Source organism: Streptomyces sp. NPDC058653, from assembly GCF_042716895.1.
Lineage (GTDB): Bacteria > Actinomycetota > Actinomycetes > Streptomycetales > Streptomycetaceae > Streptomyces.
This window is the reverse complement of the sequence record NZ_JBHXRM010000025.1, coordinates 47,589-69,799: the sequence shown is the minus strand read 5'-3', so window position 1 is coordinate 69,799 and position 22,211 is coordinate 47,589. Positions and strand designations below refer to the sequence as shown.

The 22,211-nt window shown below is 71.0% G+C and carries 17 protein-coding genes; 11 read left to right on the top strand and 6 right to left on the bottom strand.

Features of this window, described 5'->3' with window-relative positions; translation table 11 throughout:
* Positions 1-20: 20 nt before the first annotated feature.
* The 5 genes from ACFWU9_RS21635 (at position 21) to ACFWU9_RS21615 (ending at position 6,784) form a co-directional block, all read left to right on the top strand.
* A complete protein-coding gene (locus ACFWU9_RS21635; protein WP_384320735.1) occupies positions 21-1,427 on the top strand; it encodes a cation:dicarboxylate symporter family transporter in 1,407 nt (468 codons plus the stop codon).
* A 402-nt stretch (positions 1,428-1,829) separates the two neighbouring features.
* The gene (locus tag ACFWU9_RS21630; RefSeq protein WP_384320843.1) at positions 1,830-2,363 is read left to right on the top strand and encodes a (2Fe-2S)-binding protein; all 534 of its coding nucleotides are present in this window, start codon (positions 1,830-1,832) and stop codon (positions 2,361-2,363) included.
* A 1-nt stretch (position 2,364) separates the two neighbouring features.
* Complete coding sequence (locus ACFWU9_RS21625; protein WP_384320733.1) at positions 2,365-3,357, top strand: FAD binding domain-containing protein; 993 nt, start codon at positions 2,365-2,367, stop codon at positions 3,355-3,357.
* Positions 3,354-5,606: a xanthine dehydrogenase family protein molybdopterin-binding subunit gene (locus ACFWU9_RS21620; RefSeq protein ID WP_384320731.1), complete on the top strand. Its 2,253-nt coding sequence runs from the start codon at positions 3,354-3,356 to the stop codon at positions 5,604-5,606. The genes ACFWU9_RS21625 and ACFWU9_RS21620 overlap by 4 nt, the downstream gene beginning before the upstream one ends.
* Positions 5,603-6,784, top strand: coding sequence for a hypothetical protein (locus ACFWU9_RS21615; RefSeq protein ID WP_384320729.1), 1,182 nt, complete (start codon positions 5,603-5,605; stop codon positions 6,782-6,784). The genes ACFWU9_RS21620 and ACFWU9_RS21615 overlap by 4 nt, the downstream gene beginning before the upstream one ends.
* An 81-nt stretch (positions 6,785-6,865) precedes the next feature.
* Here the strand turns inward: ACFWU9_RS21615 and ACFWU9_RS21610 are convergent, their stop codons facing one another.
* Both ACFWU9_RS21610 and ACFWU9_RS21605 read right to left on the bottom strand, forming a co-directional pair.
* Positions 6,866-8,266 (bottom strand): glycoside hydrolase family 16 protein, encoded by a 1,401-nt coding sequence (locus ACFWU9_RS21610; protein WP_384320841.1) that lies wholly within the window; start codon positions 8,264-8,266, stop codon positions 6,866-6,868.
* 227 nt (positions 8,267-8,493) lie between these two features.
* Positions 8,494-8,838, bottom strand: coding sequence for a hypothetical protein (locus ACFWU9_RS21605; RefSeq protein ID WP_384320727.1), 345 nt, complete (start codon positions 8,836-8,838; stop codon positions 8,494-8,496).
* 111 nt (positions 8,839-8,949) lie between these two features.
* Here ACFWU9_RS21605 and ACFWU9_RS21600 point away from each other — a divergent pair, with 111 nt between their 5' ends.
* The 6 genes from ACFWU9_RS21600 to ACFWU9_RS21575 all read left to right on the top strand — a co-directional run bounded on the left by ACFWU9_RS21600 (position 8,950) and on the right by ACFWU9_RS21575 (position 14,037).
* Positions 8,950-9,750 (top strand): maleylpyruvate isomerase N-terminal domain-containing protein, encoded by an 801-nt coding sequence (locus ACFWU9_RS21600; RefSeq protein WP_384320725.1) that lies wholly within the window; start codon positions 8,950-8,952, stop codon positions 9,748-9,750.
* 51 nt (positions 9,751-9,801) lie between these two features.
* Positions 9,802-10,248 (top strand): MerR family transcriptional regulator, encoded by a 447-nt coding sequence (locus ACFWU9_RS21595; RefSeq protein ID WP_384320723.1) that lies wholly within the window; start codon positions 9,802-9,804, stop codon positions 10,246-10,248.
* Positions 10,245-10,577, top strand: coding sequence for a thioredoxin (gene trxA / locus ACFWU9_RS21590; protein WP_384320721.1), 333 nt, complete (start codon positions 10,245-10,247; stop codon positions 10,575-10,577). Before ACFWU9_RS21595 ends, trxA begins: the two co-directional genes overlap by 4 nt.
* A 204-nt stretch (positions 10,578-10,781) precedes the next feature.
* Entirely contained in the window at positions 10,782-13,073 is a 2,292-nt protein-coding gene (locus ACFWU9_RS21585) for a HelD family protein (RefSeq protein WP_384320839.1), read from the top strand.
* 48 nt (positions 13,074-13,121) lie between these two features.
* Complete coding sequence (locus tag ACFWU9_RS21580; RefSeq protein ID WP_384320719.1) at positions 13,122-13,295, top strand: hypothetical protein; 174 nt, start codon at positions 13,122-13,124, stop codon at positions 13,293-13,295.
* A gap of 82 nt (positions 13,296-13,377) precedes the next feature.
* Complete coding sequence (locus ACFWU9_RS21575) at positions 13,378-14,037, top strand: SDR family NAD(P)-dependent oxidoreductase (RefSeq protein ID WP_384320717.1); 660 nt, start codon at positions 13,378-13,380, stop codon at positions 14,035-14,037.
* Here the strand turns inward: ACFWU9_RS21575 and glgB are convergent, their stop codons facing one another.
* The 4 genes from glgB to ACFWU9_RS21555 all read right to left on the bottom strand — a co-directional run bounded on the left by glgB (position 14,038) and on the right by ACFWU9_RS21555 (position 22,091).
* Entirely contained in the window at positions 14,038-16,287 is a 2,250-nt protein-coding gene (gene glgB, locus ACFWU9_RS21570) for a 1,4-alpha-glucan branching enzyme (protein ID WP_384320837.1), read from the bottom strand.
* A 370-nt stretch (positions 16,288-16,657) separates the two neighbouring features.
* Positions 16,658-18,142: a maltokinase gene (locus tag ACFWU9_RS21565; protein WP_384320715.1), complete on the bottom strand. Its 1,485-nt coding sequence runs from the start codon at positions 18,140-18,142 to the stop codon at positions 16,658-16,660.
* A 239-nt stretch (positions 18,143-18,381) separates the two neighbouring features.
* Positions 18,382-20,106, bottom strand: a complete 1,725-nt coding sequence (gene treS, locus ACFWU9_RS21560) for a maltose alpha-D-glucosyltransferase (RefSeq protein ID WP_384320713.1) — start codon at positions 20,104-20,106, stop codon at positions 18,382-18,384.
* Complete coding sequence (locus tag ACFWU9_RS21555; protein WP_384320711.1) at positions 20,103-22,091, bottom strand: alpha-1,4-glucan--maltose-1-phosphate maltosyltransferase; 1,989 nt, start codon at positions 22,089-22,091, stop codon at positions 20,103-20,105. Before ACFWU9_RS21555 ends, treS begins: the two co-directional genes overlap by 4 nt.
* Between the last annotated feature and the right edge of the window lie 120 nt (positions 22,092-22,211).

Genomic DNA, 22,211 nt, shown 5'->3' with positions numbered 1-22,211 from the left:
ATACGAGTCAAGGAGGACCCGTGGCCGCTACTCGGGACCGTACCCATTATCTGTATCTGGCCGTGATCGTCGCGGTGGTTCTCGGAATCACCGTCGGTTTCGCAGCCCCGGGGGTGGCCGTCGAGCTGAAGCCCATCGGGACCGGCTTCGTCAACCTCATCAAGATGATGATTTCCCCGATCATCTTCTGCACCATCGTGCTGGGCGTCGGATCCGTCCGCAAGGCCGCCAAGGTCGGCGCCGTCGGCGGTCTGGCCCTCGGCTACTTCATGGTCATGTCGACCGTCGCCCTGGCCATCGGCCTCGTCGTCGGCAACATCCTGGAGCCCGGCGCGGGGCTGCACATCACCGAGGCCACGGCCGACGCCGGCGCCGCGCAGGTGAACGGCGACGCCGAGTCCACCGCCGAGTTCCTGGTCGGCATCATCCCGACGACGCTCGTCTCCGCCTTCACCGAGGGCGAGGTGCTCCAGACGCTGCTGGTCGCGCTGCTGGCCGGCTTCGCGCTCCAGGCGATGGGCTCCACCGGTGAGCCGATCCTGCGCGGCATCGGGCACATCCAGCGCCTGGTCTTCCGCATCCTCGCGATGATCATGTGGGCGGCCCCGGTCGGTGCCTTCGGCGCCATCGCGGCGGTGGTCGGCGAGACCGGCGTGGACGCGCTGAAGTCGCTGGCGGTCATCATGATCGGCTTCTACATCACCTGCGCGCTGTTCGTCTTCGTCATCCTCGGCGCCCTGCTCAAGGTGATCACCGGGATCAACCTCTTCTCGCTGCTGAAGTACCTGGCGCGCGAATTCCTGCTGATCCTCTCCACCTCCTCGTCGGAGTCGGCGCTGCCGCGGCTGATCGCGAAGATGGAGCACCTGGGTGTGAGCAAGCCCGTCGTCGGTATCACCGTGCCGACCGGCTACTCCTTCAACCTCGACGGCACGGCCATCTACCTCACGATGGCGTCGCTCTTCATCGCCGAGGCGATGGGCGACCCGCTCTCCATCGGTGAGCAGATCGGGCTCCTGGTCTTCATGATCATCGCGTCGAAGGGCGCGGCGGGTGTCACCGGCGCCGGCCTCGCGACCCTGGCGGGCGGCCTTCAGTCGCACCGTCCCGAGCTGGTCGACGGTGTCGGTCTGATCGTGGGCATCGACCGCTTCATGAGCGAGGCGCGCGCCCTGACGAACTTCGCGGGCAACGCCGTCGCCACGGTCCTCGTCGGTACGTGGACGAAGGAGATCGACCGGACCAGGGTGGACGAGGTCCTCTCGGGCCGGCTCCCGTTCGACGAGAAGATGCTGGTCGACGACCACGCGCCGCACGGCGGCGACGGCGACGGGCCCAGCCTCACGAAGGAGTCGGACGTCCCCGCCGAGCGCGCGTCGGACGTACCGGAGACGCGCGACGCCGACGGAACGCCGGCGAAGGTCTGACCCGAAGCGGCTGAGCCGGCCGGTCGCCCCGACCGGCCCGGCCCCGATACCCCGGCCGGGGGTTGATCCCCCAACTCCCCGGCCTTGCGAAAGACCGGCCCGTACGGAGACGTCCGTACGGGCCGGTCATTTTTCTGTCCGCCCTCTCTCCGGCTTCTGTCCGTTCTCTGTTCTCTGTTCTTTGTTCTCCCTCCGCGGACCGGCTTTCGTGCGGTTCCGCGCGTGTTGCGGTGTCAAAAGGCGCGGCGGGGATTGCCGTGGTGGAGAATCCCGCTCCGAAGGGTCTCCTTGTCAGCCGTATTCAGGGGTGGGCGGTCGGCCGCGGGTCTTTCTTCCAGCAAATCCGCCACACACAGGGAAAGGCTGAGCGCTGTGATCGGACCGGCACGTGCCCCGGTGTCCATGAAGGTGAACGGCGACGTTCACGAGATCGAACTGGAACCCCGAGTCAGTCTTCTGGACGCCCTGCGGGACCATCTGAGCCTCACCGGCTCCAAGAAGGGGTGCGACCAGGGAACCTGCGGCGCCTGCACGGTCTGGATCGACGACCGGCGCGTGCTCGCCTGTCTGACGCTGGCGGTGGCGTGCGAGGGCCATGAGATCACCACGATCGAGGGGCTCGCCACGGGCGACGAGCTGCACCCCCTGCAGAGCGCGTTCATCGAGCGCGACGCGTTCCAGTGCGGCTACTGCACATCGGGACAGCTCATGTCGGCGGTCGCTCTGCTCGGAGAGGGAAACGCCTCGACGGACGAGGAAATCGCCGAACACATGAGTGGCAATCTCTGTCGCTGCGCCGCCTATCCGAATATCCGGGCCGCGATCCGCGATATCCGCGACGCGAACGCGGACGCGGACGTGAAGGCGCACGCGGACGTGAAGGCGCACGCGAACGCGAAGGCGCACGCCTCGGCCACGGCGAACGGGCGGTCCTGACATGCGCCCTCTCAGCTATACGCGGGTGAGCACCGTCGACGAGGCCGTCGAAACGGTCGGCGCCGATTCCTCCAGCGCGTTCCTGGCCGGCGGCACCACCGAGATCGACCTCATCCGGCTCGGCGTGACCCGCCCCGATGTTCTCGTGGACATCAACTCCCTGCCGCTGAAGGAGATCGAGTACACGCCCGACGCCGGTCTGCGGATCGGGTCGCTCGCGAGGATGACCGATGTGGCGCGCTCCGCCGAGGTCGTCCGGCGGTTCCCGGTGATCTCGCAGTCCCTGCTCCTCGGCGCGTCGGAGCAACTGCGCAACATGGCCTCCATGGGCGGAAACCTCTGCCAGCGCACCCGCTGTTCGTACTTCCGCGACGGTGTCTCCCCCTGCAACAAACGCGAGCCGGGGACCGGCTGTTCGGCCCTCGACGGCCTCAACCGCGGGCACGCGGTGCTCGGCACCGGCGACGACTGCATCGCCGTCCACCCCTCCGACGTCGGCGTCGCGCTCGTCGCACTCGACGCGGTCGTCCACACGGTCGGGCCGTCCGGCGCGCGCGCCATCCCGATCGACGACTTCTATCTGCTCCCGGGGAGCACGCCCGAGGTGGAGCACCCCCTGGAGCGCGGGGAGCTCATCGTCGCGATCGAGGTGCCGCCGACACCGCTCGCCGAACGCTCGCTGTATCTGAAGTTCCGCGACCGGCAGTCCTACGAGTTCGCCCTGGTCTCCGTCGCGGTGGCCGTCGATGTGACGGAGGGACGGATCGCCGACGTGCGGATCGCTCTCGGCGGCGTCGGTACGAAACCGTGGCGGGCCGGTCGCGCGGAGGCCGCGCTGACCGGCGGCCCGGCGACCCGCGAGGCGTTCGCGGACGCCGCGGCCGTCGAGATGGAACCCGCGAGTCCGCGTACGGGCAACGCGTTCAAGATCCCCATGGCGCGGCGGGCGATCGTGCGCGCGCTGGACCAGGCCGTGAACGGAGAGGCACGATGAGCAACGCGGTCGGCAAGCCCATCAGCCGGGTCGACGGTCGGCGGAAGGTCACCGGAGCGGCCCGCTACACCGCCGAGATCGAGCTGCCGCACCTGATGCACGCCGCCGTCGTGGGCGCGAGCGTGCCCAGCGGCCGGGTCCTGGCGATCGACGAGAAGCGGGTGCACGACGCGGACGGCGTCCTGGCCGTCCTCACCCATGACAATCTGACCCGGATCGCCTCACAGCCTCCCCTCCTTCCCTCCCTCGCGGGCGGCCCGGCGCCCGGTGAGACGTTCTTCCCCATGCAGGACGACACCGTCCACTACGCCGGGCAGCCGGTGGCCATGGTGGTCGCCGACAGCCATGAACGCGCCCAGTACGCCGCCTCGCTGCTGGACATCACCTACGAGCGCGCCGACTCCGTCACCACGATCAAGGAGGGACGGGCGGCGGCGTACGAGGCGGGGACCCTGTTCGGCGGTCTGATGCCCGGCCGGAACGAACGCGGTGACGTCGAGACCGCGCTCGACCGGGCTCCCGTACGGGTGGACGTCGCCCACCACTACGCGGCGAACCACCACAACACCCTGGAACCCTCCGCCACCACCGCCGTCTGGGACGGGGAGCGGCTGACCCTGTACGACTCCACGATGGGGGTACGGGCCACCCAGCTCACCGTCGCCCAGCTCCTCGGCATCCCCATCGCCCATGTCCGGGTCATCACCGAATTCGTCGGCGGCGGCTTCGGCGGAAAGGCGATGACCTGGCCGCATGTCACCCTCGCCGCCATGGCGGCCCGGCATGTCGGCAGACCGGTACGGCTCTCCCTGACCCGCCCCCAGACCTACACCTCCCACGGACACCGGGAGGAGCAGGAGCAGCGGCTCTCCATCGGGGCGACGAAGGACGGGCTGCTCACCGCGCTGCGCCACGAGAAGCTGTCGGTCACCTCGCCGTTCGACGACTGGGCCGAGCCCGCCACCGGCGTCACCTCACAGCTCTACCGCTGCGAGAACTACCTCGGTGTGCACCGGCTGATCCGCGGCAACGTCATGACGCCCACGTTCATGCGCGCGCCGGGCGAGTCGCTGGGCGTCTCCACGATGGAAGTGGCGATGGACAAGCTCGCCTACGCCACCGGGGTGGACCCCGTCGAACTGCGCCTGCGCAACCGCGCGTCCGTCGACGAGCGGGGCAACCCCTGGTCCAGCGACGGCCTGGAGGAATGTCTGCGCACCGGCGCGCGCCTCTTCGGCTGGGAGCGGCGGGACCCCGAGCCGCGCTCACGGCGCGAGGGGAACTGGCTCATCGGTTCCGGGATGGCCGTGGCCGGCTACCCCATGGCGTTCATGATGCCGCCGCAGCAGGCCCGGGTGCGGATCTACGCCGACGGCAGTGCCGTCATGCAGTGCGGCACCCAGGAGTTCGGCACCGGCTGCACCACGGCGATGACCCAGGTCGCCGCCGACGGCCTGGGCATGGACATGGACGACGTCACCTTCGAGGCGGGCGACAGCGATCTGCCCAACGCGAGCGCGTCGGTCGGTTCCATGGGCGCCTCCATGGTCAGCGCCGCGGTGCACAACGCGGCGATCGAGCTGCGCCGCCAACTGGTCGCCATGGCGGTGGCGGACGCCGGTTCCCCGCTGCACGGCGCGGACGCCGCGGCCGTCGTGGTCGAGGGCGGCCGGATGAGCCTGCGCGAGGGATCGGACACCGGTGAGACCTACGGCGAGATGATGCGCCGCAACCGTCTGAGCATGACCGACGCCATCGGCGACTGGACGCCCCCGCCGATGGACACCCCGCACGGGATGCTCACCTTCGGGGCCCACTTCGCCGAGGTCGCCGTCGACCCGGACTTCGGTCTCGTACGCGTACGGCGGCTGGTCGGCGTCTTCGCCCCCGGACGGGTGCTCAATCCCAAGCTCGCCCGCAGCCAGCTCATGGGCGGGATGCTCTGGGGAATGAGCCAGGCCCTGCTGGAGGGCAACCGGATGGATCCGCGTTACGGGCGCTGGGGAGCCACCAACCTCGGCGAGTACCTCGTCCCCGTCAACGCGGACGCCCCCGATGTCACCGTCGAGTTCGTCGACGTCACCGACGAGGTCGCCGGCCCGCTCGGCGTCAAGGGCGTCGGCGAGATCGGCCAGGTCGCCATGGCGGGGGCGCTGATGAACGCCGTCTTCCACGCGACCGGACGCCGGGTGGAGGCACTGCCGATGGCCGCCGAGCTGGTGATGGACCCCGCCGGCACTCCGGCATGACGCCCCCGCCGAGCGCGGGCCACCGGCGGACCGGGGGCGACGCACTGCCCGAGCGGCCGGTCATCAGCACCCCTCCCCGGCTGCACGGTGCCGGATTCCGGAGAGCCGAGCGGGAACGCCTCGCCCGGCAGCCGGGGCTGGGGCTGGCCGGTCTGCTGCTCGTCGTCCCCGTCGCCGCGCTGTTCGCGTTCGGCGCGGGCGGCGCGGCGGACTCGGTGACCCTGTTCGGGCCGCTGATCACCTTCGCTCTCCCCGCGGTGGCCATGGTGGCGTTCTGGTGGCAGGACTGGCCGGGCTCGCGTCTGCGCCCCGGCTGGTCGGGCCTGACCGACACCCTCTTCATCGCCGCGACCGCCGTCCTCCTGGCCATGGCAGGGCAGGTGTTCATCGGCCGTCTCGACTTCGACGGCATCTTCGACCCGACTCCGGGGCCGGGCCACGCCGCGCTGTACCCGGCGTCCCTGCCGCTCGCCGGCGGCGCGTTCGTGGCGATGCTCCAGCTCACCCTCGTCTGCGAACGCCGACCGCTGCGACGCCTGCCGCCCATCTGGGCGGGCATCGCGGCGCTGGTGGTCTCCTGGGGTGCGGGGATCGTCCTGTACGCCGTGGCCGTGGACTTCCGGGCACCCCCGGGATCGGGTCTCACCAGCGCGAGCGGCCCGGTGCCCGGCGCCGAACTGGGCGCGGTGCTCGTCCTGTTCGGCGCCTGGCAGGTCTGGCTCTTCGTCGTCTGGAGGGGGTGGCCCTTCTCGGAATCGGGGCGGAGCCGGCTGCGTATCGTCTCGGCCAACGTCGTGGTGGTCGGAGGGGCACTGCTGACCTACGTACTGATCCACGGGCCCGGCGGCGTCAGCCCGGCGGTCGTCAACGCCGGGGCGGGGTGCTTCGTCGCGGCGGGGCTGACCGTCGGCATGCTCTTCGAAGGGGTGTTCCGGAGCCGTCTGGGCCCGGGGCCCGAACGCCTCGCGACGCTGGCGGCCACGGCGGTTCTCGCGACGGCCCTGTACGCGGCGCTGACCGCCTACGCCGACACCCTCGACTGGACGAGGCCCACCAGCCAGGAGTGGGTGGGGCACACCGCGCTCAACGCGATCGGTCTGTCGATCATCCTCCATGTCGCCGTGGGCCGCCGCTGGCCGTTCGGCGACAACACGGCGCCCTCGAACGGTGCGGAGTAGTCCGGCGACTGCGGGCCCCACAGAGCCTCTGTGGGGCCCGAGTCGTCGGATCACGCGGCGGTCGGGGAGCTACCGCGCCGGTCAGCCGTACGGGATACGGACCACCGACTGGTTGCCGATGCCGAGAGTGCTGGCGCCGTTGCCGATGGCGTTCCAGACCTCGATCCGCACCTTGCCGTTGACCAGGTCGCCGTGCGAGCCGGTCGACGCCTTCAGCCCCCCGGCCTGGGTGTAGTGCTCGAAGCCGGGCACCGGGTCCGTCGCGAAGTAGGAGTACGTCTCCGTACGGTCCCAGGAGCCGTCGCCCGTACGGTCGTAACTCACCCTCACCTGCTGGCCGTTGCCCACCGAGGTCCCCGCGTCGACGAGGAGATCGAACTGGGTCGCACCGCCGTTGTGGGCGCGGGTGATCGCGCCGGAGGTGAAGACCTGCGGGTTGGTCGGCACACCGTCGCGGTTGGCGCCGCCGGCCGAGGTGAGCGTGGCGTTCGCGCCGGACGCGGCGGCGTCACCGAGACCGCCGCCGGTGCGCGCGTACAGCTGCGAGGAGGACGGCGGATCGGTCGGCGGGTCCGTCGGTCCGGAGCCGCCACCACGGGTCCAGACGCCGACGTAGTCGACCAGCATCGGCCGCCCCGGCACGGTGGCCGGCGTCGGCGTCGGTCCGCCGAGCGCGTCGGGGAACGCGCCGCCGATCGCGACGTTGAGCAGGATGAAGTACCCCGCGTGCTCGGTCATGTTGGCCCACGTCGTCGCGTCCAACTGGCTCTGGGTGACGGTGTGGTAGAGCTGGTCGTCCACATACCAGCGCAGCGCGTTGGGCGAGCTGGAGCGGTCCCACTCGAAGCGGTACGTGTGGAAGGCCGACTGGCAACTCGAACCGGGGCAGGGGCGGCTGGCGCCGAGGCCGGTGGTCTCGTTGCAGGGGCCGCCCGGGTTGACGCCGCAGTGCAGCACCGCCCAGACGGAGTTGATCCCGTTGACGTTCTCCATGATGTCGAACTCGCCGATGGCGGGCCAGTTCCAGTAGTTGCCCCGGTAGGGCGCGCCCAGTGCCCAGAAGGCGGGCCAGTAGCCGGCCGCGGCGGCGCCGGTCACGTTCGGCATCTGAATCCGGCCCTCGATACGCAGGGTGCCGCCGGCCGGTGCCTTGAAGTCGGCCCGCTTCGTCTCGACGCGGGCGGAGGTCCAGTTGCCCGCGCCGTCCCTGAGCGGGGTGATCCTCAGGTTGCCGTTGCCGTCGAGGCTCAGGTTCTGGGCGTTGGCGGTGTAGTTCTGGATCTCGCCGGTGCCCCAGTTGCCCGGACCGCCGGGGTATCCGTGGCCGGTGTCGACCTGCCAGTCGGCGGCGGACGGCGGGGCGCCGTTGCCGCCGTTGAAGTCGTCGCTCCACTGGAGGTTCCAGCCGGGCGCGGGCGGTACGTCGCCCCGTGCGCTGCCGGCGCCGGTGAGGCCGACGAAGCCGACGACGGCGACGGACATCGCGAGGAGGACGGCGATGAGCGGGGTTCGGGGCGCGTGGCGTGCGCCGGTCGTGCGGGGTGTGTCTCCGGTGCGGCTCGTTCTCAAGGAACACCTCCGGTGCGGATGGTGCCGAGATAGATCCGGCTGCTTCTGCGGGGGGTTGAGAGCGCTCTCGCCACTGTTGTCTAGATGAACCCCGAAGGCCCGTCAATGACCCCGGCGCGTTGAGTTCCCGAAGCCCCGGATCAGCTCCGCGTCCTGCGGCGGACGTAGAGGGCGGCCACGGAGTGGGTGACGGCGGCGAGCGTGCGCATGTACTCGTACGCGTGCAGCGGCGGTGTGTCACCGTCCGGCCGCCCGTGCCGGTCGAGCAGCCGGTAGGCGATCCGGTGCAGGTCCCGGACCGGCGCGGGGTCCGTGTCCCCGAGGTCCTCCAGCAGCAACAGGCTCAGCTGCCCGAGGAGCTGCCCCGTGGTCGCGTCCACCCACGACCGCTCGGGGAGGACCAGCGACGGCGCGAGAGCGCGCTCCACGGTGCGGGAGATGGTCGCGAGGTCGACGGGCGGCACCACGTCTCGGCTCTCGTTCACCCCGGGCCTCCCGTCTGTGAGGAGTGGTACGGCTCCAAGGCCATCCTCACTCAACTTCCCCTCCCGCGGGTGTCGGCCGCACGAGTGAACGGCAGCACTTAGGCTGCCGCCATGAGCGCGTTGAGTCACGACCGCCGCTGCGCCGAACTCGCCACGCAGACCCGCCTGTTGCGGTCCCGCGTCGAGGGCGCGGACCTGACGGTCCCCGTACCCACCTGTCCCGGCTGGACACTCGGCCAATTGCTGCGCCACGTCGGCGGTACCCACCACTGGGCCGAGACGGTCGTACGCACCCGGGCCACCGGCCCCGTACCGGAAGATCTGGTCGACGACGTCTCCGGCTACGCGGCCCCGGACCCCGACGCGATGGACGCCTGGGTGGCCGAGGGCGCTGCGGGGCTGGCCGACGCGCTGCGCGCCGCCGGACCGGGGGAGCGGGTGTGGACGCCGGGGCCGGGCGGGACGACGGCGTTCTGGGCGCGCCGCATGCTCTTCGAGGCGGTGGTCCATCGCGCGGACGCCACCTGGGCCGTCGGGGCGGAGTTCGAGGTCGACGACGACCTCGCCGTCGACGGCATCGACGAGTGGATGGGCTTCGGCACCGTCCCGGAGGTCGTCGAGCCCCACCCCGGGGTGCCCCCGCTGCTGGGCCCCGGCCGCACCCTGCACTTCGGCGGGCCGGGCGCGGCACCGGGCTGGCTGGTCGACCTCACGGGAGAGGCGGTCGTCTGCCGCCGCGCGGACGGCCCGGCCCCCGAGACCACGACGACCGCGGTCCGCGGCCCTCTGTCCGACCTCCTCCTTCTCCTCTACGGCCGCCGCCCGCCGAAGCCCGCCCCCGTCGAGATCACCGGCGACGCGGGTCTGCTGGCGCTGTGGGTGGAGCGGTCGGGGTTCTGGCTCCGGGAGTGATGGCCGCCGCTCGTTGCCTTGACGTCGGCGTCAAGGATTACCGTCGGGGACATGCGCATCGGCGAGCTGGCGGAGCGGGCGGGAACGAGTACCCGGACTCTGCGCTACTACGAGTCCCGCGGGCTGCTGCCCGCACGGCGCGCGGGGAACGGCTACCGCACGTACGACGAGGACGATCTGCGGCTGATCCAGCAGATCCGGACCCTTCAGGACTTCGGGTTCGAGCTGGAGGAGACGCGGCCGTTCGTCGAGTGCCTGCGGGCCGGGCATCCGTCCGGGGACTCCTGTCCCGCCTCCCTCGATGTGTACCGGGGCAAGCTCGCCGAACTGGACGAGCTGATCGGCCGGCTCGGGTCGATCCGCGCCCAGGTCGGCGAGCAGCTCGCGCGGGCCGAGGCCGCCGGGTCCGTGGAGCCGCCCGAGCCGCTGTGCGAGCTGAGCCATGTGGCCACGACCGGAGAGCCCCTTCCGGGGCTCCGGGAAGGAGAAGACAGATGATCCAGGCCGAGGGCGTCGCCGAGGTGACGGACGAGAGCTTCGAACGCGAGGTACTGAACGCCGAACTTCCCGTGCTGGTGGAGTTCACCGCGGACTGGTGCCCGCCCTGCCGCCAGCTCGCGCCGGTGCTCAGCGCCGTCGCCCGGGAGGAGGCCGCGCGGCTCAAGGTCGTACAGCTGGACGTGGACACGAACCCGGAGACGATGAACCGCTACGGCGTCCTCGCGATGCCGACCCTGCTGGTGTTCCGCGCCGGCGAGCCGGTGAAGTCGATGGTCGGCGCGCGCCCCAAGCGCCGGCTGCTCCAGGAGCTGGAGGACGTCGTCTAGAGCCGGACTCCAGGGCCCCTCCGCCCCTTCCGACCCGGCGCACAAAAATACCCCGGCACCGAATTGACGGCCGGGGTATTGCTCTGCGTATATTGGGTGTTTCGGCTTTCCTTCTCCCGGACTTCCTTGAATCCTGAGTGGAAAGCTGAAATCAACTTACTGGGGTCAGCGTATCGGACAGGGGCTGAATTGTCAACCGAGGAATTGCAGAGCGAACAGCAATTCGTCTCGCTCCTCCATGAGCGTCTCGATGCGCTCAGGGAGCAGGCCGAGGCCGCGGTGCTCACATCGATCGGGCAGGTCAGCACCGGTCGGCAGGCCATGGTGGAGCGGGACATCCGGGTCGCCGAACACTCCACCACCGTCACCACACTGAATGCCGTGGAGACCGGGCTCTGTTTCGGCCGTATCGATCTCATGGACGGTGTCACCCACCACATCGGGCGAATCGGAATGCGGCTCGACGACATGGAACGCACCCCGATGCTCATCGACTGGCGCGCTCCCGTCGCCCGTCCTTTCTATCTCGCCACCGGTTATTCGACGATGGGTCTGCGCCGCCGCCGGCACATCACCACCGAGGGCCGGCGGGTCACCGCGCTGCACGACGAGATCATGGATCTCAGCGACACCACCCGCACCGGCCACGAGGACCCGGACGGCGACGCCGTCCTGCTCGCCGCGCTCGACTCGGCCCGCACCGGCCGGATGACCGACATCGTGCGGACCATCCAGGCCGAGCAGGACCGCGTCATCCGCGCCCCGCACCGCGGCGTTCTCGTCGTGGAGGGCGGGCCCGGCACCGGCAAGACCGCCGTCGCGCTGCACCGGGCCGCGTATCTGCTGTACGCGCACCGTGAGCGACTGGCCCGGCGCGCCGTGCTGATCGTCGGCCCCAACCCCGCGTTCCTCGGCTACATCGGCGAGGTGCTGCCCTCCCTCGGCGAGACCGGTGTGCTGCTCGCCACGACCGGTGAACTCTTCCCCGGCGTACGGGCGACCGCGACGGACACCCCGGCCGCCGCGGCCGTCAAGGGGCGGGCCGAGATGGCGGGCGCGCTGGCCGCCGCGCTGCGGGACCGCCAGCGGGTCCCCGATCCGCACATCGAGATCGAGCACGACGACGGAACGCTCTACCTCGACCGGGCGATGGCGGAGGACGCGCGCGCCGCCGCCCGCAACGCGGACCTGCCGCACAATCTCGCCCGGGCGCACTTCGCCTTCGCCGTCATCGACTCGCTCACGGAACAGCTCACCGAGCGGCTCGGGGCCGACCCGTACGGCGGTCCGAACCATCTCGACACCACCGACATCGCGCAGTTGGGCAAGGCGATCGCCACCAGCCCGGCCGTGCAGGCCGCCGTCGACGAGCTCTGGCCCACCCTCACCCCCCAGGACCTCGTCGCCGATTATCTGGCCGAGCCCAGCCATCTCCCCGACGGCGACGGCGAGTTGATCCGGCGTCCGGCCGGCGGCGCCGACGACTGGACCCCCGCCGACGTCCCCCTGCTGGACGAGGCCGCGGAGCTGCTCGGCGAGGACGGCACCGCCGCGCGCGTCGCCGCCGAGGCCGAGCGCCGCGAGCGGATCGCCTACGCCCAAGGGGTGCTGGAGCTGAGTTACGGCTCGCGCACCTACGAGTTCGAGGACATGGACGAGGAGGACGCGGAGGTGCTCCTCGCGCACGACCTCATCGACGCCGAACGCCTCGCCGAGCGCCAGGAGGAGTCCGACACCCGCAGCGCCGCCGAGCGTGCCGCCGCCGACCGCACCTGGGCGTTCGGACACATCGTGGTGGACGAGGCGCAGGAACTGTCCGCGATGGCCTGGCGGTTGCTGATGCGCCGCTGCCCGGCCCGCTCCATGACCCTGGTCGGCGACCCGGCGCAGACCGGCGACGTGGCCGGCTGCGACTCCTGGCAGCAGATCCTGGCGCCGTACGTGGGCGAGCGCTGGGAGCATGTCCGGCTCGGCGTCAACTACCGTACGCCCGCCGAGATCATGGCCGTCGCCGCCGAGGTCAGACGGCTGGAGGACCCGTCCTTCGAACCGCCGAGCTCGGTCCGCTCGACGGGGGTCGGGCCGTGGGTACGGGAGGTCGAGCCGGACGAGCTGGTCCGTACGGCCGCCGCGAGCGCCCTCGGACACACCGCCTCCCACGCGGCGGGGCACGGCGGCGACGGACGCCTCGCGGTGATCGCGCCCGCCCCGCTGCTGCCCGCGCTCGCCGCCGAACTGCCCGACGCCTCCTGGGGAGTCGAGCCCGATCTCACCCGGCCGGTCGTGCTGCTCGACCCCCGGCAGGCGAAGGGGCTGGAGTTCGACACGGTGATCGTGGTCGATCCGGAGGCCGTACTGGACGGGTCCCCGCGCGGCACCAACGACCTGTACGTGGCGCTGACCCGTGCGACGCAGCGGCTCGGCATCGTAAGGAATGTCACCGTCCCGCCCCGGCTCGTTTACGAGAGCGCCACCACGGGGCCGACCGGGTCGTGAGACCCGCCCCCGGACAGGCACGGTCGTCATGTCCACAACGGGGGAGACATGCGTCGTACGAGAATCCGCGGCAGACGCGGACGCGTTCGCGGAAGCGTCCCCGCCACGGTGGCGGGGGCGCTCGCCGTGGCGGCGACGGTCGTCGCGCTCGTGCTCTCGGCGCAGAACGTGGCGGACTGCGACGAGAGGCCCCCCTCGGACCGGTCGGCCGGGCGCTGCTGAACGGGGTCCGGCCTTGACCTTCATACCGGTGTGAGGCTTTAGCTTCTGGCTCGTCGGTCGGTGCGAGCGAGAAGAGGCAGCGGTGTCAGGAGCGGTGATCATCGGGGTGGGGCCGGGTATCGGCCGGGCGGTGGCCCGGCGCTTCGCCCGCGAGGGACTCTCCCTCGCGCTGGTCGCGCGGCGCGAGGAGACCCTGCGCGCGGCGGCGGACGCGGTCGCGGACAGCGGCGTACCGGTTCTCACACGGTCGGCCGACAGCACGGACGAGACCGCGCTGCGCGCCGCCCTCGACCGGGCGGCGGCCGAACTCGGCCCGCCGGACGTCGTCGTCTACAACGCGGCCCTCATCCGCGCCGACGAGCCCGGGGAACTCTCCCCGCGCGAACATCTCGACGCCTGGGCGGTCAACGTCGGGGGCGCGCTGACCGCCGCCGCCCACGTCGCGCCCGGGATGGCGCGGCGCGGCGGCGGCACGTTCCTGATCACCGGCGGCATGCCCGAGCCCAAGCCCCGCTACGTGAGCCTCTCGCTCGGCAAGGCCGGGGTACGGACCCTGGTCACCCTGCTCGACGGGACGTACGGCGCCGCCGGCGTGCATGTCGCGAGCGTCACCGTCCACGGCCCCGTCGCCCCTGGCACGGACTTCGACCCGGACGACATCGCGGAGCACTACTGGCGGCTGCACACCCAGCCGCGGGACGGCTGGGAGCACGAGAGGCACCACACCGGCGCGGCCGGGTGATCAGACCGGCTTCAGCCACACCGTCGCCAGGGGCGGCAGCGTCAGCTGGATGCTCGCCGGGCGGCCGTGCGCCTCCACCGCCTCCGGCTTGAGGGTGTCCAGGTTGAACACGTCCCCGCCGCCGTAACGCCCCGCGTCGGTGTTGATGACCTCCGTCCAGCCCGAGATCCCCTCCGGTACGCCGATGCGGTACTGATGCCGCACCACCGGCGAGAAGTTGGAGACGGCGAGCAGCGGAACGCCCTGCGCGTCGAAGCGCAGGAACGCGAACACGTTGTCCTCCCCGGCGTCCCCCTCCACCCAGGAGAAGCCCTCCGGGACGGTGTCGCGCTGCCAGAGCGCCGGGGTCCGGCCGTAGACCGTGTTCAGGTCGCGCACCAGGTCCCGTACGCCGCGGTGGTCGGCCTCCGCCGTGTACGACGGGTCCAGCAGCCACCAGTCCGGGCCATGGCCCTCCGACCACTCCGCGCCCTGGGCGAACTCCTGCCCCATGAAGAGGAGTTGCTTGCCCGGGTGCGCCCACATGTAGCCGAGATAGGCCCGGTGGTTGGCCCGCTGCTGCCACCAGTCGCCCGGCATCTTGGAGACCAGCGACCGCTTGCCGTGGACGACCTCGTCGTGCGAGATCGGCAGGACGTAGTTCTCGCTGTACGCGTACACCATCGAGAAGGTCATCTCGCCGTGGTGGTACTTGCGGTGCACCGGCTCCTTGGAGACGTAGTCCAGGGAGTCGTGCATCCAGCCCATGTTCCACTTCAGGCCGAAGCCGAGACCGCCGAAGCCGCCGGGGCCCACATGGTGCGTGGCGCGGGTGACGCCGTCCCAGGCCGTGGACTCCTCGGCGATCGTGACGACACCGGGGCAGCGGCGGTAGACGGTGGCGTTCATCTCCTGGAGGAAGGCGACGGCGGCCAGATCCTCCCGGCCGCCGAACTCGTTCGGCGACCACTGGCCCGCCTCGCGCGAGTAGTCGAGGTAGAGCATCGAGGCGACCGCGTCCACCCGCAGGCCGTCGATGTGGAACTCCTCGCACCAGTACACGGCGTTGGCGACCAGGAAGTTGCGCACCTCGGTGCGGCCGAAGTCGAACTCCAGCGTGCCCCAGTCGGGATGCTCGGCCCGCGAGGGGTCCGCGTGCTCGTACAGCGGCCTGCCGTCGAACTGGGCCAGCGCCCACTCGTCCTTCGGGAAGTGCGCCGGCACCCAGTCCACGATCACGCCGACACCGGCGCGGTGCAGCGCGTCGACCAGGAGGCGGAAGTCGTCGGGTGTGCCCATACGGGAGGTGGGGGCGTAGAAGCCGGTGACCTGGTAGCCCCAGGAACCGCCGAACGGATGCTCGGCGACCGGCATCAGCTCGACATGGGTGAAGCCGAGGTCCTTGACGTACGCGGGGAGCTGAAGGGCGAGCTGGCGGTAGGTCAACCCGGGCCGCCAGGAGCCGAGATGGACCTCGTACACGGAGAACGGCGCCTCGTGCACCGGCGGTTCACCCCGGCGTGCCATCCACTCCTCGTCGTGCCACACATGGTGTGTCTCGGTGACGATCGACGCGGTCGACGGCGGCACCTCGGTGCGCCGGGCCATCGGGTCGGCGCGCAGCGTGTGCGACCCGTCGGGCCGGGTGATGTCGAACTTGTAGAGCGCGCCCTCGCCGACGCCGGGCACGAACAGCTCCCACACACCGGTCGAGCCGAGCGAGCGCATCGGATAGACCGTTCCGTCCCAGTAGTTGAAGTCTCCGGAGACCCGCACGCCCCGCGCGTTCGGCGCCCAGAGGGTGAAGCGGGTGCCCGTGACGCCCTCGTGGGCCATCGGATGGGCGCCGAGCGCCCGCCACAGCTCCTCGTGCCTGCCCTCGCCGATCAGATGCAGGTCGAGATCGCCGAGGGTGGGCAGGAAGCGGTACGGGTCCTGCACCTCCACCTCGTCGGACTCGTCGGCGGTCGCCCCGTAGCGCACCAGCAGCGAGTACTCGGGGACCTTGCGCCAGGGCAGCAGACCGGAGAAGAAACCGTCCCCGTCGTCGTGCAGTTGGGCCCGCAGGTCCTTGGCGACGACGGTCACGGCCTTCGCGTACGGGCGCAGCGCGCGGACGACGACGCCGCCCTCGCCGGGGTGGGCGCCGAGCACGGCGTGCGGGTCGTGGTGCGAGCCGCCGAGCAGCCGGTGACGGTCGGAGTCCGCGAGCGGCGGCGCGGGGCGCACCGTGTGACCGCCGGTCCTCCCGGGCGGCCCCGCGGGCGTCACGGCGTCCTCGGGCGCCCCGGGCTCCTTCGCCGACGCTCGCGGCTTCGCGGCCCTGCCCGTCTTCCCGGCCTTGCCGGACCTCCCCTGCTTCTCCTCCTTCCCCTCCTTCGCTGCGGGCACCTGGGGCTGCTGCTCTGACGGATTCTCGGACGGCGGGCGGGCGGTCACGGGGGCTGCCTCCTCGGCGGGGACGACGGGTCTGGGGGCCGGTGGGCCGACGGATCGGCCCACCGGGCTTCGGTGTACTCCTTGTCCAGCGGTCCAGCGGTCCAGCGGTCCAGCGGTCCAGCGGTCCAGCGGGTGAAGCGGTGTCGATCGGTGTCCGGAGGGTCCGGCGGGGGCCGGTGGCGCGGGCCACCGCCGGTCGGGGTCAGGGGCGGGGGCCGGCCAGGCGCTGGATCGCCGCCATCGGGACGGGCAGCCAGTCGGGACGGTTCCTGGCCTCGTACAGCACCTCGTACACCGCCTTGTCCGTCTCGAACGCCCGCAGCAGCGCGGCGTCCTCGCGCGGGTCGCTGCCCGTCGCCTCGCCGTAACCGTCGCAGTACGCCGACCGGCAGCGCTCCGCCCAGTCGGGGTGCCAGGGCTCGTGGGAGCGCGCCGCGTAGTCGAACGAACGGAGCATGCCCGCCACGTCGCGCACGGCGGGCTGCGGCCGGCGGCGTTCCGTGAGGGGCCGGGCCGGCTCGCCCTCGAAGTCGATCAGGGACCACTCGCCGTCCGGTGTCCGCAGCGTCTGGCCGAGATGCAGATCGCCGTGCACCCGCTGCGCGCGCGTGACCGCGCCGCCCCCGGCCCCCTCACCACCTCCCTCACCGGCGCCGGGACCGTTCCCGGACCGGGCGAGCGCGTCGAAGGCCGTACGCAGTCCCGTGACGTACGGCAGCAGCGAGGGCACCGCCTGCGCGGTGGCGTCGAGCCGCCCGGACATGGCCTCGGCCAGATTCGCCGTCTGCCGGGGCCCCAGCGAGACCGTCGGCAGCGCGGCGGCGAGCGCGAGGTGCACCTCCGCGGTGGCCCGTCCCAGCGCCCTCGCCTCGTCGGTGAAGGTCTCGCCGTCCGCCAGCGCGCGCAGCGCGAGGCGCCAGCCGTCCTCGGAGTCCTGGAGGAACGGCTGGAGCACGCCCAGGGTCAGCGGCTCCTGCCCGGCCCCGCCGTCCACCGCCTGGAACCAGGCGACCGGTGACGGCACCCGCCGGCAGCCCTCGCGGGCGAGGGCGAGCGGCAGTTCGAGATCGGGGTTGGCGCCGGGGAAGACCCGGCGGAGGATCTTGAGGATGTACTCCTCGCCGTACACGAGCGAGGAGTTCGACTGCTCGGCGCCGAGCAGCCGGGGCACCAGCCCGGACGGGATCTCGACGGCCCGGTCGAAGCGCAGCGGACCCAGGGCGCCGGAGGAGCGCAGCCGATCCAGCAGCAGATCGGCCAGGCGCGGATCGTGCAGCGCCTCGTAGACGACGCGGCCGGCCAGCGGCCCCGTGTCGACCACGCCGACGCGGGCGGCGGCGAGCTCCGGCGGCAGGGCGGACCGTACGCCCAGCAGTAGTTGGTAGCAGTCGTCGGTGGGAGGGACGGGGACCGGCGGCGCGTCCAGGTCGGGGGTGGCGCGCTGTTCGACGCGGACCAGCAGATGGAGCAGGCCGGGCGTGGGGCCCGAGCCGTCCGGTGGCATCAGCTCGGTGGCGGCGACCGCCGAGAATCCGGTGATGGGCCGGCCCTTGCCCGCGAACCAGCGCTGGCGCGGCAGCCACTCGTGGAGCAGCGGGGTGAGCGAGTCGACCAGTCTTCCGGCTCCGGTGGGCGTGAGTGCCGCGCCGGAGCCTGGTGAGCTCCGGGCGGATGCAGCCTTCGACATGGCATCGCGTCCTTTCCCCGGGCACACCACAGGATGCGCAGAGTGTCCCGGATTGCGGCAACGGAGTCCGGCTGTGCGGGACGTGTCGGGTCAGGATGGCCCGTACGGACCGATAGTCCGCCCGTCGTGGGAAGTCCGTGTCGACGGACAATTCGATTCCACGGACCACTCGATGTCGGGGATGCTGCCCCGTGCGGGGCGGCCGTAATCTGCCGCCCCGCAACGGGTCCTGTTCGCCGTCAGGCCTGTGTGGGGTCCTGCCGGAGCCTGAACCAGTAGAAGCCGTGGCCCGCCAGCGTCAGCAGATACGGCCAGTCACCGATCGCCGGGAAGCGCACCCCGCCGATCAGCTCCACCGGGTTGCGCCCGCTGAACGCCTGGAGATCCAGCTCCGTCGGCTGTGCGAAGCGCGAGAAGTTGTGCACGCAGAGCACCAGGTCGTCGCCCTCGCCGTCCTGCGACGGCGCCTCGCGCAGGAACGCGAGCACGGCCGGATTCGTGGACGGCAGTTCCGTGTACGAGCCGAGCCCGAAGGCCGGGTTCTGCTTACGGATCTCGATCATGCGGCGCGTCCAGTGCAGCAGCGACGACGGCGAGGCCATCGCCGCCTCGACGTTGGTGACCTGGTAGCCGTAGACCGGGTCCATGATCGTCGGGAGGTAGAGCCGGCCGGGGTCGCAGGACGAGAAGCCCGCGTTCCGGTCGGGCGTCCACTGCATCGGGGTGCGTACGGCGTCGCGGTCGCCGAGCCAGATGTTGTCGCCCATCCCGATCTCGTCCCCGTAGTAGAGGATCGGGGAGCCGGGCAGCGACAGCAGCAGAGCGGTGAACAACTCGATCTGGTTGCGGTCGTTGTCCAGCAGCGAGGCGAGCCTCCGCCGGATGCCGATGTTGGCGCGCATCCGCGGGTCTTTCGCGTACTCCGCGTACATGTAGTCGCGTTCTTCGTCCGTGACCATTTCGAGGGTCAACTCGTCGTGGTTGCGCAGGAAGATGCCCCACTGGCAGCCGGTCGGGATCGCCGGGGTCTTGGAGAGGATCTCCGAGACCGGGTAGCGGGACTCGCGCCGTACGGCCATGAAGATCCGCGGCATCACCGGGAAATGGAAGGCCATGTGGCACTCGTCGCCGCCCTTGGCGTAGTCGCCGAAGTAGTCGACGACGTCCTCCGGCCACTGGTTGGCCTCGGCGAGCAGCACGGTGTCGGGGTAGTGCGTGTCGATGATCTGGCGGACCTCGCGCAGCAGGGCGTGGGTGGCCGGCAGGTTCTCGCAGTCGGTGCCCTCCTCCTGGTAGAGGTAGGGCACGGCGTCGAGGCGGAAACCGTCGATGCCGAGGTCCAGCCAGAAGCGCAGGGCCGAGACGATCTCCTCGCGGACGGCCGGGTTCTCGTAGTTGAGGTCCGGCTGGTGCGAGAAGAAGCGGTGCCAGTAGTACTGCTTACGGACCGGGTCGAAGGTCCAGTTGGACGTCTCGGTGTCGACGAAGATGATCCGCGCCTCGGGGAACTGCTTGTCGTCGTCGGCCCAGACGTAGTAGTCCCCGTACGGCCCGTCGGGGTCCCTGCGGGACTCCTGGAACCATTCGTGCTGGTCGCTGGTGTGATTCATGACGAAGTCGATGATCACGCGCATGCCGCGTTGGTGGGCGGCGTCGACGAACTCCACGAAGTCGGCGAGGTCGCCGAACTCGGGGAGCACCGCTGTGTAGTCGGAGACGTCGTAACCACCGTCTCGCAGCGGGGACTTGAAGAACGGCGGCAGCCAGAGACAGTCGACACCCAGCCACTGGAGATAGTCCAGTTTGGCGGTGATGCCCTTGAGGTCTCCGACGCCGTCGCCGTTGCTGTCCTGGAACGAGCGCACCAGGACTTCGTAGAAGACGGCTCTCTTGAACCAGTCGGGGTCACGGTCCTTCGCGGGAGTGTCCTCGAACTTGTCGTGGACAGGCTCATTGATGATCATGGTGTGGGTGACCCTCCGATCGGCGGGGACGGTCGCAGAACGACGATGTGCGCGGGTGTCACACCCGGCTCCAGGCGCACGTAGTTGGCCCTGCCCCAGTGGTAGATCTCTCCGGTGAGCTCGTCGCGCACCGGGGCGGTCTCGTGCCAGTCGAGGCCGAGCCGCGGCATGTCCAACGAGACCGTTGCCTCCTGGGTGTGGTGAGGGTCGAGGTTCACGACGATCAGTACGATGTCGGGGCCCGAGCGCTTGCTGTAAGCGATGACCGCGTCGTTGTCGACGTGGTGGAAGTGGATGTCGCGCAGCTGCTGGAGCGCCGGGTGCCGGCGCCTGATCCGGTTGAGCGAGGTGATGAGCGGGGCGATGGTGCGTCCCTCTCGCTCCGCCGATTCCCAGTTCCGGGGGCGCAGCTCGTACTTCTCCGAATGCAGATACTCCTCGCTCCCGGGCTTCGCCGGGGCGTTCTCCATGAGTTCATACCCCGCGTAGACGCCCCAGGACGGCACCATCGTCGCGGCGAGCACCGCGCGTACCTCGAATGCCGGACGGCCGCCCTCCTGAAGATAGGCGTGCAGGATGTCAGGCGTGTTGACGAAAAAGTTCGGGCGCATGTACGACGCCGAATCGCCCGACAGATCGGTCAGATACTGCGTCAGCTCCTGCTTCGTGGTGCGCCAGGTGAAATAGGTGTACGACTGCTGGAATCCGATCGCGCCCAGGGTGTGCATCATCGCCGGGCGCGTGAACGCCTCGGCCAGGAAGATCACGTCGGGGTCGGTGGAGTTGATGTCGGCGATCACCCGCTCCCAGAAGACCACCGGCTTGGTGTGCGGATTGTCGACGCGGAAGATCCGGACGCCGTGCTCCATCCAGTACCGCAGCACCCGCAGGGTCTCCGCGACGAGCCCGTCCATGTCGCGGTCGAAGGCGATCGGATAGATGTCCTGGTACCTCTTGGGCGGATTCTCGGCGTACGCGATCGTGCCGTCCGCGCGGTGGTGGAACCACTTGGGGTGTTCCTTGACCCACGGGTGGTCGGGCGAGCACTGGAGGGCGAAGTCCAGCGCGATCTCCATACGCAGCGACGCGGCCTTCGCCACGAAGGCGTCGAAGTCCTCGATCGTGCCGAGGTCGGGGTGGATCGCGTCGTGGCCGCCGTCGGCGGAGCCGATCGCCCAGGGGACGCCGACATCGTCCGGGCCGGGCGTGAGCGTGTTGTCGGGGCCCTTGCGGTGTGTGGTGCCGATGGGATGGATCGGCGGCAGATAGACGACGTCGAAGCCCATCGCGGCGACGGCCGGCAGTCTCTTCGCGGCGGTCCTGAACGTGCCGCTGACCGGGGGCTCGCCCGGAGTGAGGACCGCGCCCTCGGAGCGGGGGAACAGCTCGTACCAGGAGCCGTAGAGCGCCCGCTCCCGCTCCACCAGCAGCTTGACCGGCTTCGACGCGCTGACCAGCTCGCGCAGCGGGTGGCGGGACAGGGCGTCGCGCGCCTCCGGGGTGAGGGCGGCGGCGAGCCGGTCCGCCGGGGGGCGGCGCTCGTCGCGCAGGCCGTCCACGGCGGCGAGGACGGCCTCGCGGCCCTCGCGTTTGGGGACACCGGCGGCGGCCCGCTCGTAGAGCGCGGCGCCCTCCGTCAGCACGAGGTCCGTGTCGATCCCGGCGGGGATCTTGATCTCGGCGGCGTGGCGCCAGGTGGCGAGCGGATCGCTCCACGCCTCCACCTTGAACGTCCACCGGCCCTCGGACGTCGGTGTGACGTCGGCGCCCCAGCGGTCGGTGCCGGGGGCCAGCTCGCGCATGGGGGTCCAGGGGCCGGGCCGGCCGTCCGGGCCGCGCAGCACGACATTGGCGCCCACCGCGTCATGGCCCTCACGGAAGACGGTCGCGGTGACCTGGAACGTCTCTCCGCTCACCGCCTTGGCGGGGCGTTTGCCGCAGTTGACGAGAGGGCGGACGTCCAGGACGGGAATGCGACCGATCATGAGATCACCTGGGGGCTGGTCGGGCGTGGCAGGCATGGCGGGTCGAACGGACGAGATGGTTTTGACGGTATTTGTCGTTTGTGTGTTATTTGTAGCCGCTCTTGCGGTGGCTGGCGGGCT

Coding starts and splice junctions, on each gene's coding strand:
- ACFWU9_RS21630 (WP_384320843.1), top strand. CDS start 1,830: ATGAAGGTGAACGGCGACGTTCACGAGATCGAACTGGAACCCCGAGTC.
- ACFWU9_RS21625 (WP_384320733.1), top strand. CDS start 2,365: ATGCGCCCTCTCAGCTATACGCGGGTGAGCACCGTCGACGAGGCCGTC.
- ACFWU9_RS21620 (WP_384320731.1), top strand. CDS start 3,354: ATGAGCAACGCGGTCGGCAAGCCCATCAGCCGGGTCGACGGTCGGCGG.
- ACFWU9_RS21615 (WP_384320729.1), top strand. CDS start 5,603: ATGACGCCCCCGCCGAGCGCGGGCCACCGGCGGACCGGGGGCGACGCA.
- ACFWU9_RS21610 (WP_384320841.1), bottom strand. CDS start 8,266: ATGTCCGTCGCCGTCGTCGGCTTCGTCGGCCTCACCGGCGCCGGCAGC.
- ACFWU9_RS21600 (WP_384320725.1), top strand. CDS start 8,950: ATGAGCGCGTTGAGTCACGACCGCCGCTGCGCCGAACTCGCCACGCAG.
- ACFWU9_RS21595 (WP_384320723.1), top strand. CDS start 9,802: ATGCGCATCGGCGAGCTGGCGGAGCGGGCGGGAACGAGTACCCGGACT.
- trxA (WP_384320721.1), top strand. CDS start 10,245: ATGATCCAGGCCGAGGGCGTCGCCGAGGTGACGGACGAGAGCTTCGAA.
- ACFWU9_RS21580 (WP_384320719.1), top strand. CDS start 13,122: ATGCGTCGTACGAGAATCCGCGGCAGACGCGGACGCGTTCGCGGAAGC.
- ACFWU9_RS21565 (WP_384320715.1), bottom strand. CDS start 18,142: ATGTCGAAGGCTGCATCCGCCCGGAGCTCACCAGGCTCCGGCGCGGCA.
- treS (WP_384320713.1), bottom strand. CDS start 20,106: ATGATCATCAATGAGCCTGTCCACGACAAGTTCGAGGACACTCCCGCG.
- ACFWU9_RS21555 (WP_384320711.1), bottom strand. CDS start 22,091: ATGATCGGTCGCATTCCCGTCCTGGACGTCCGCCCTCTCGTCAACTGC.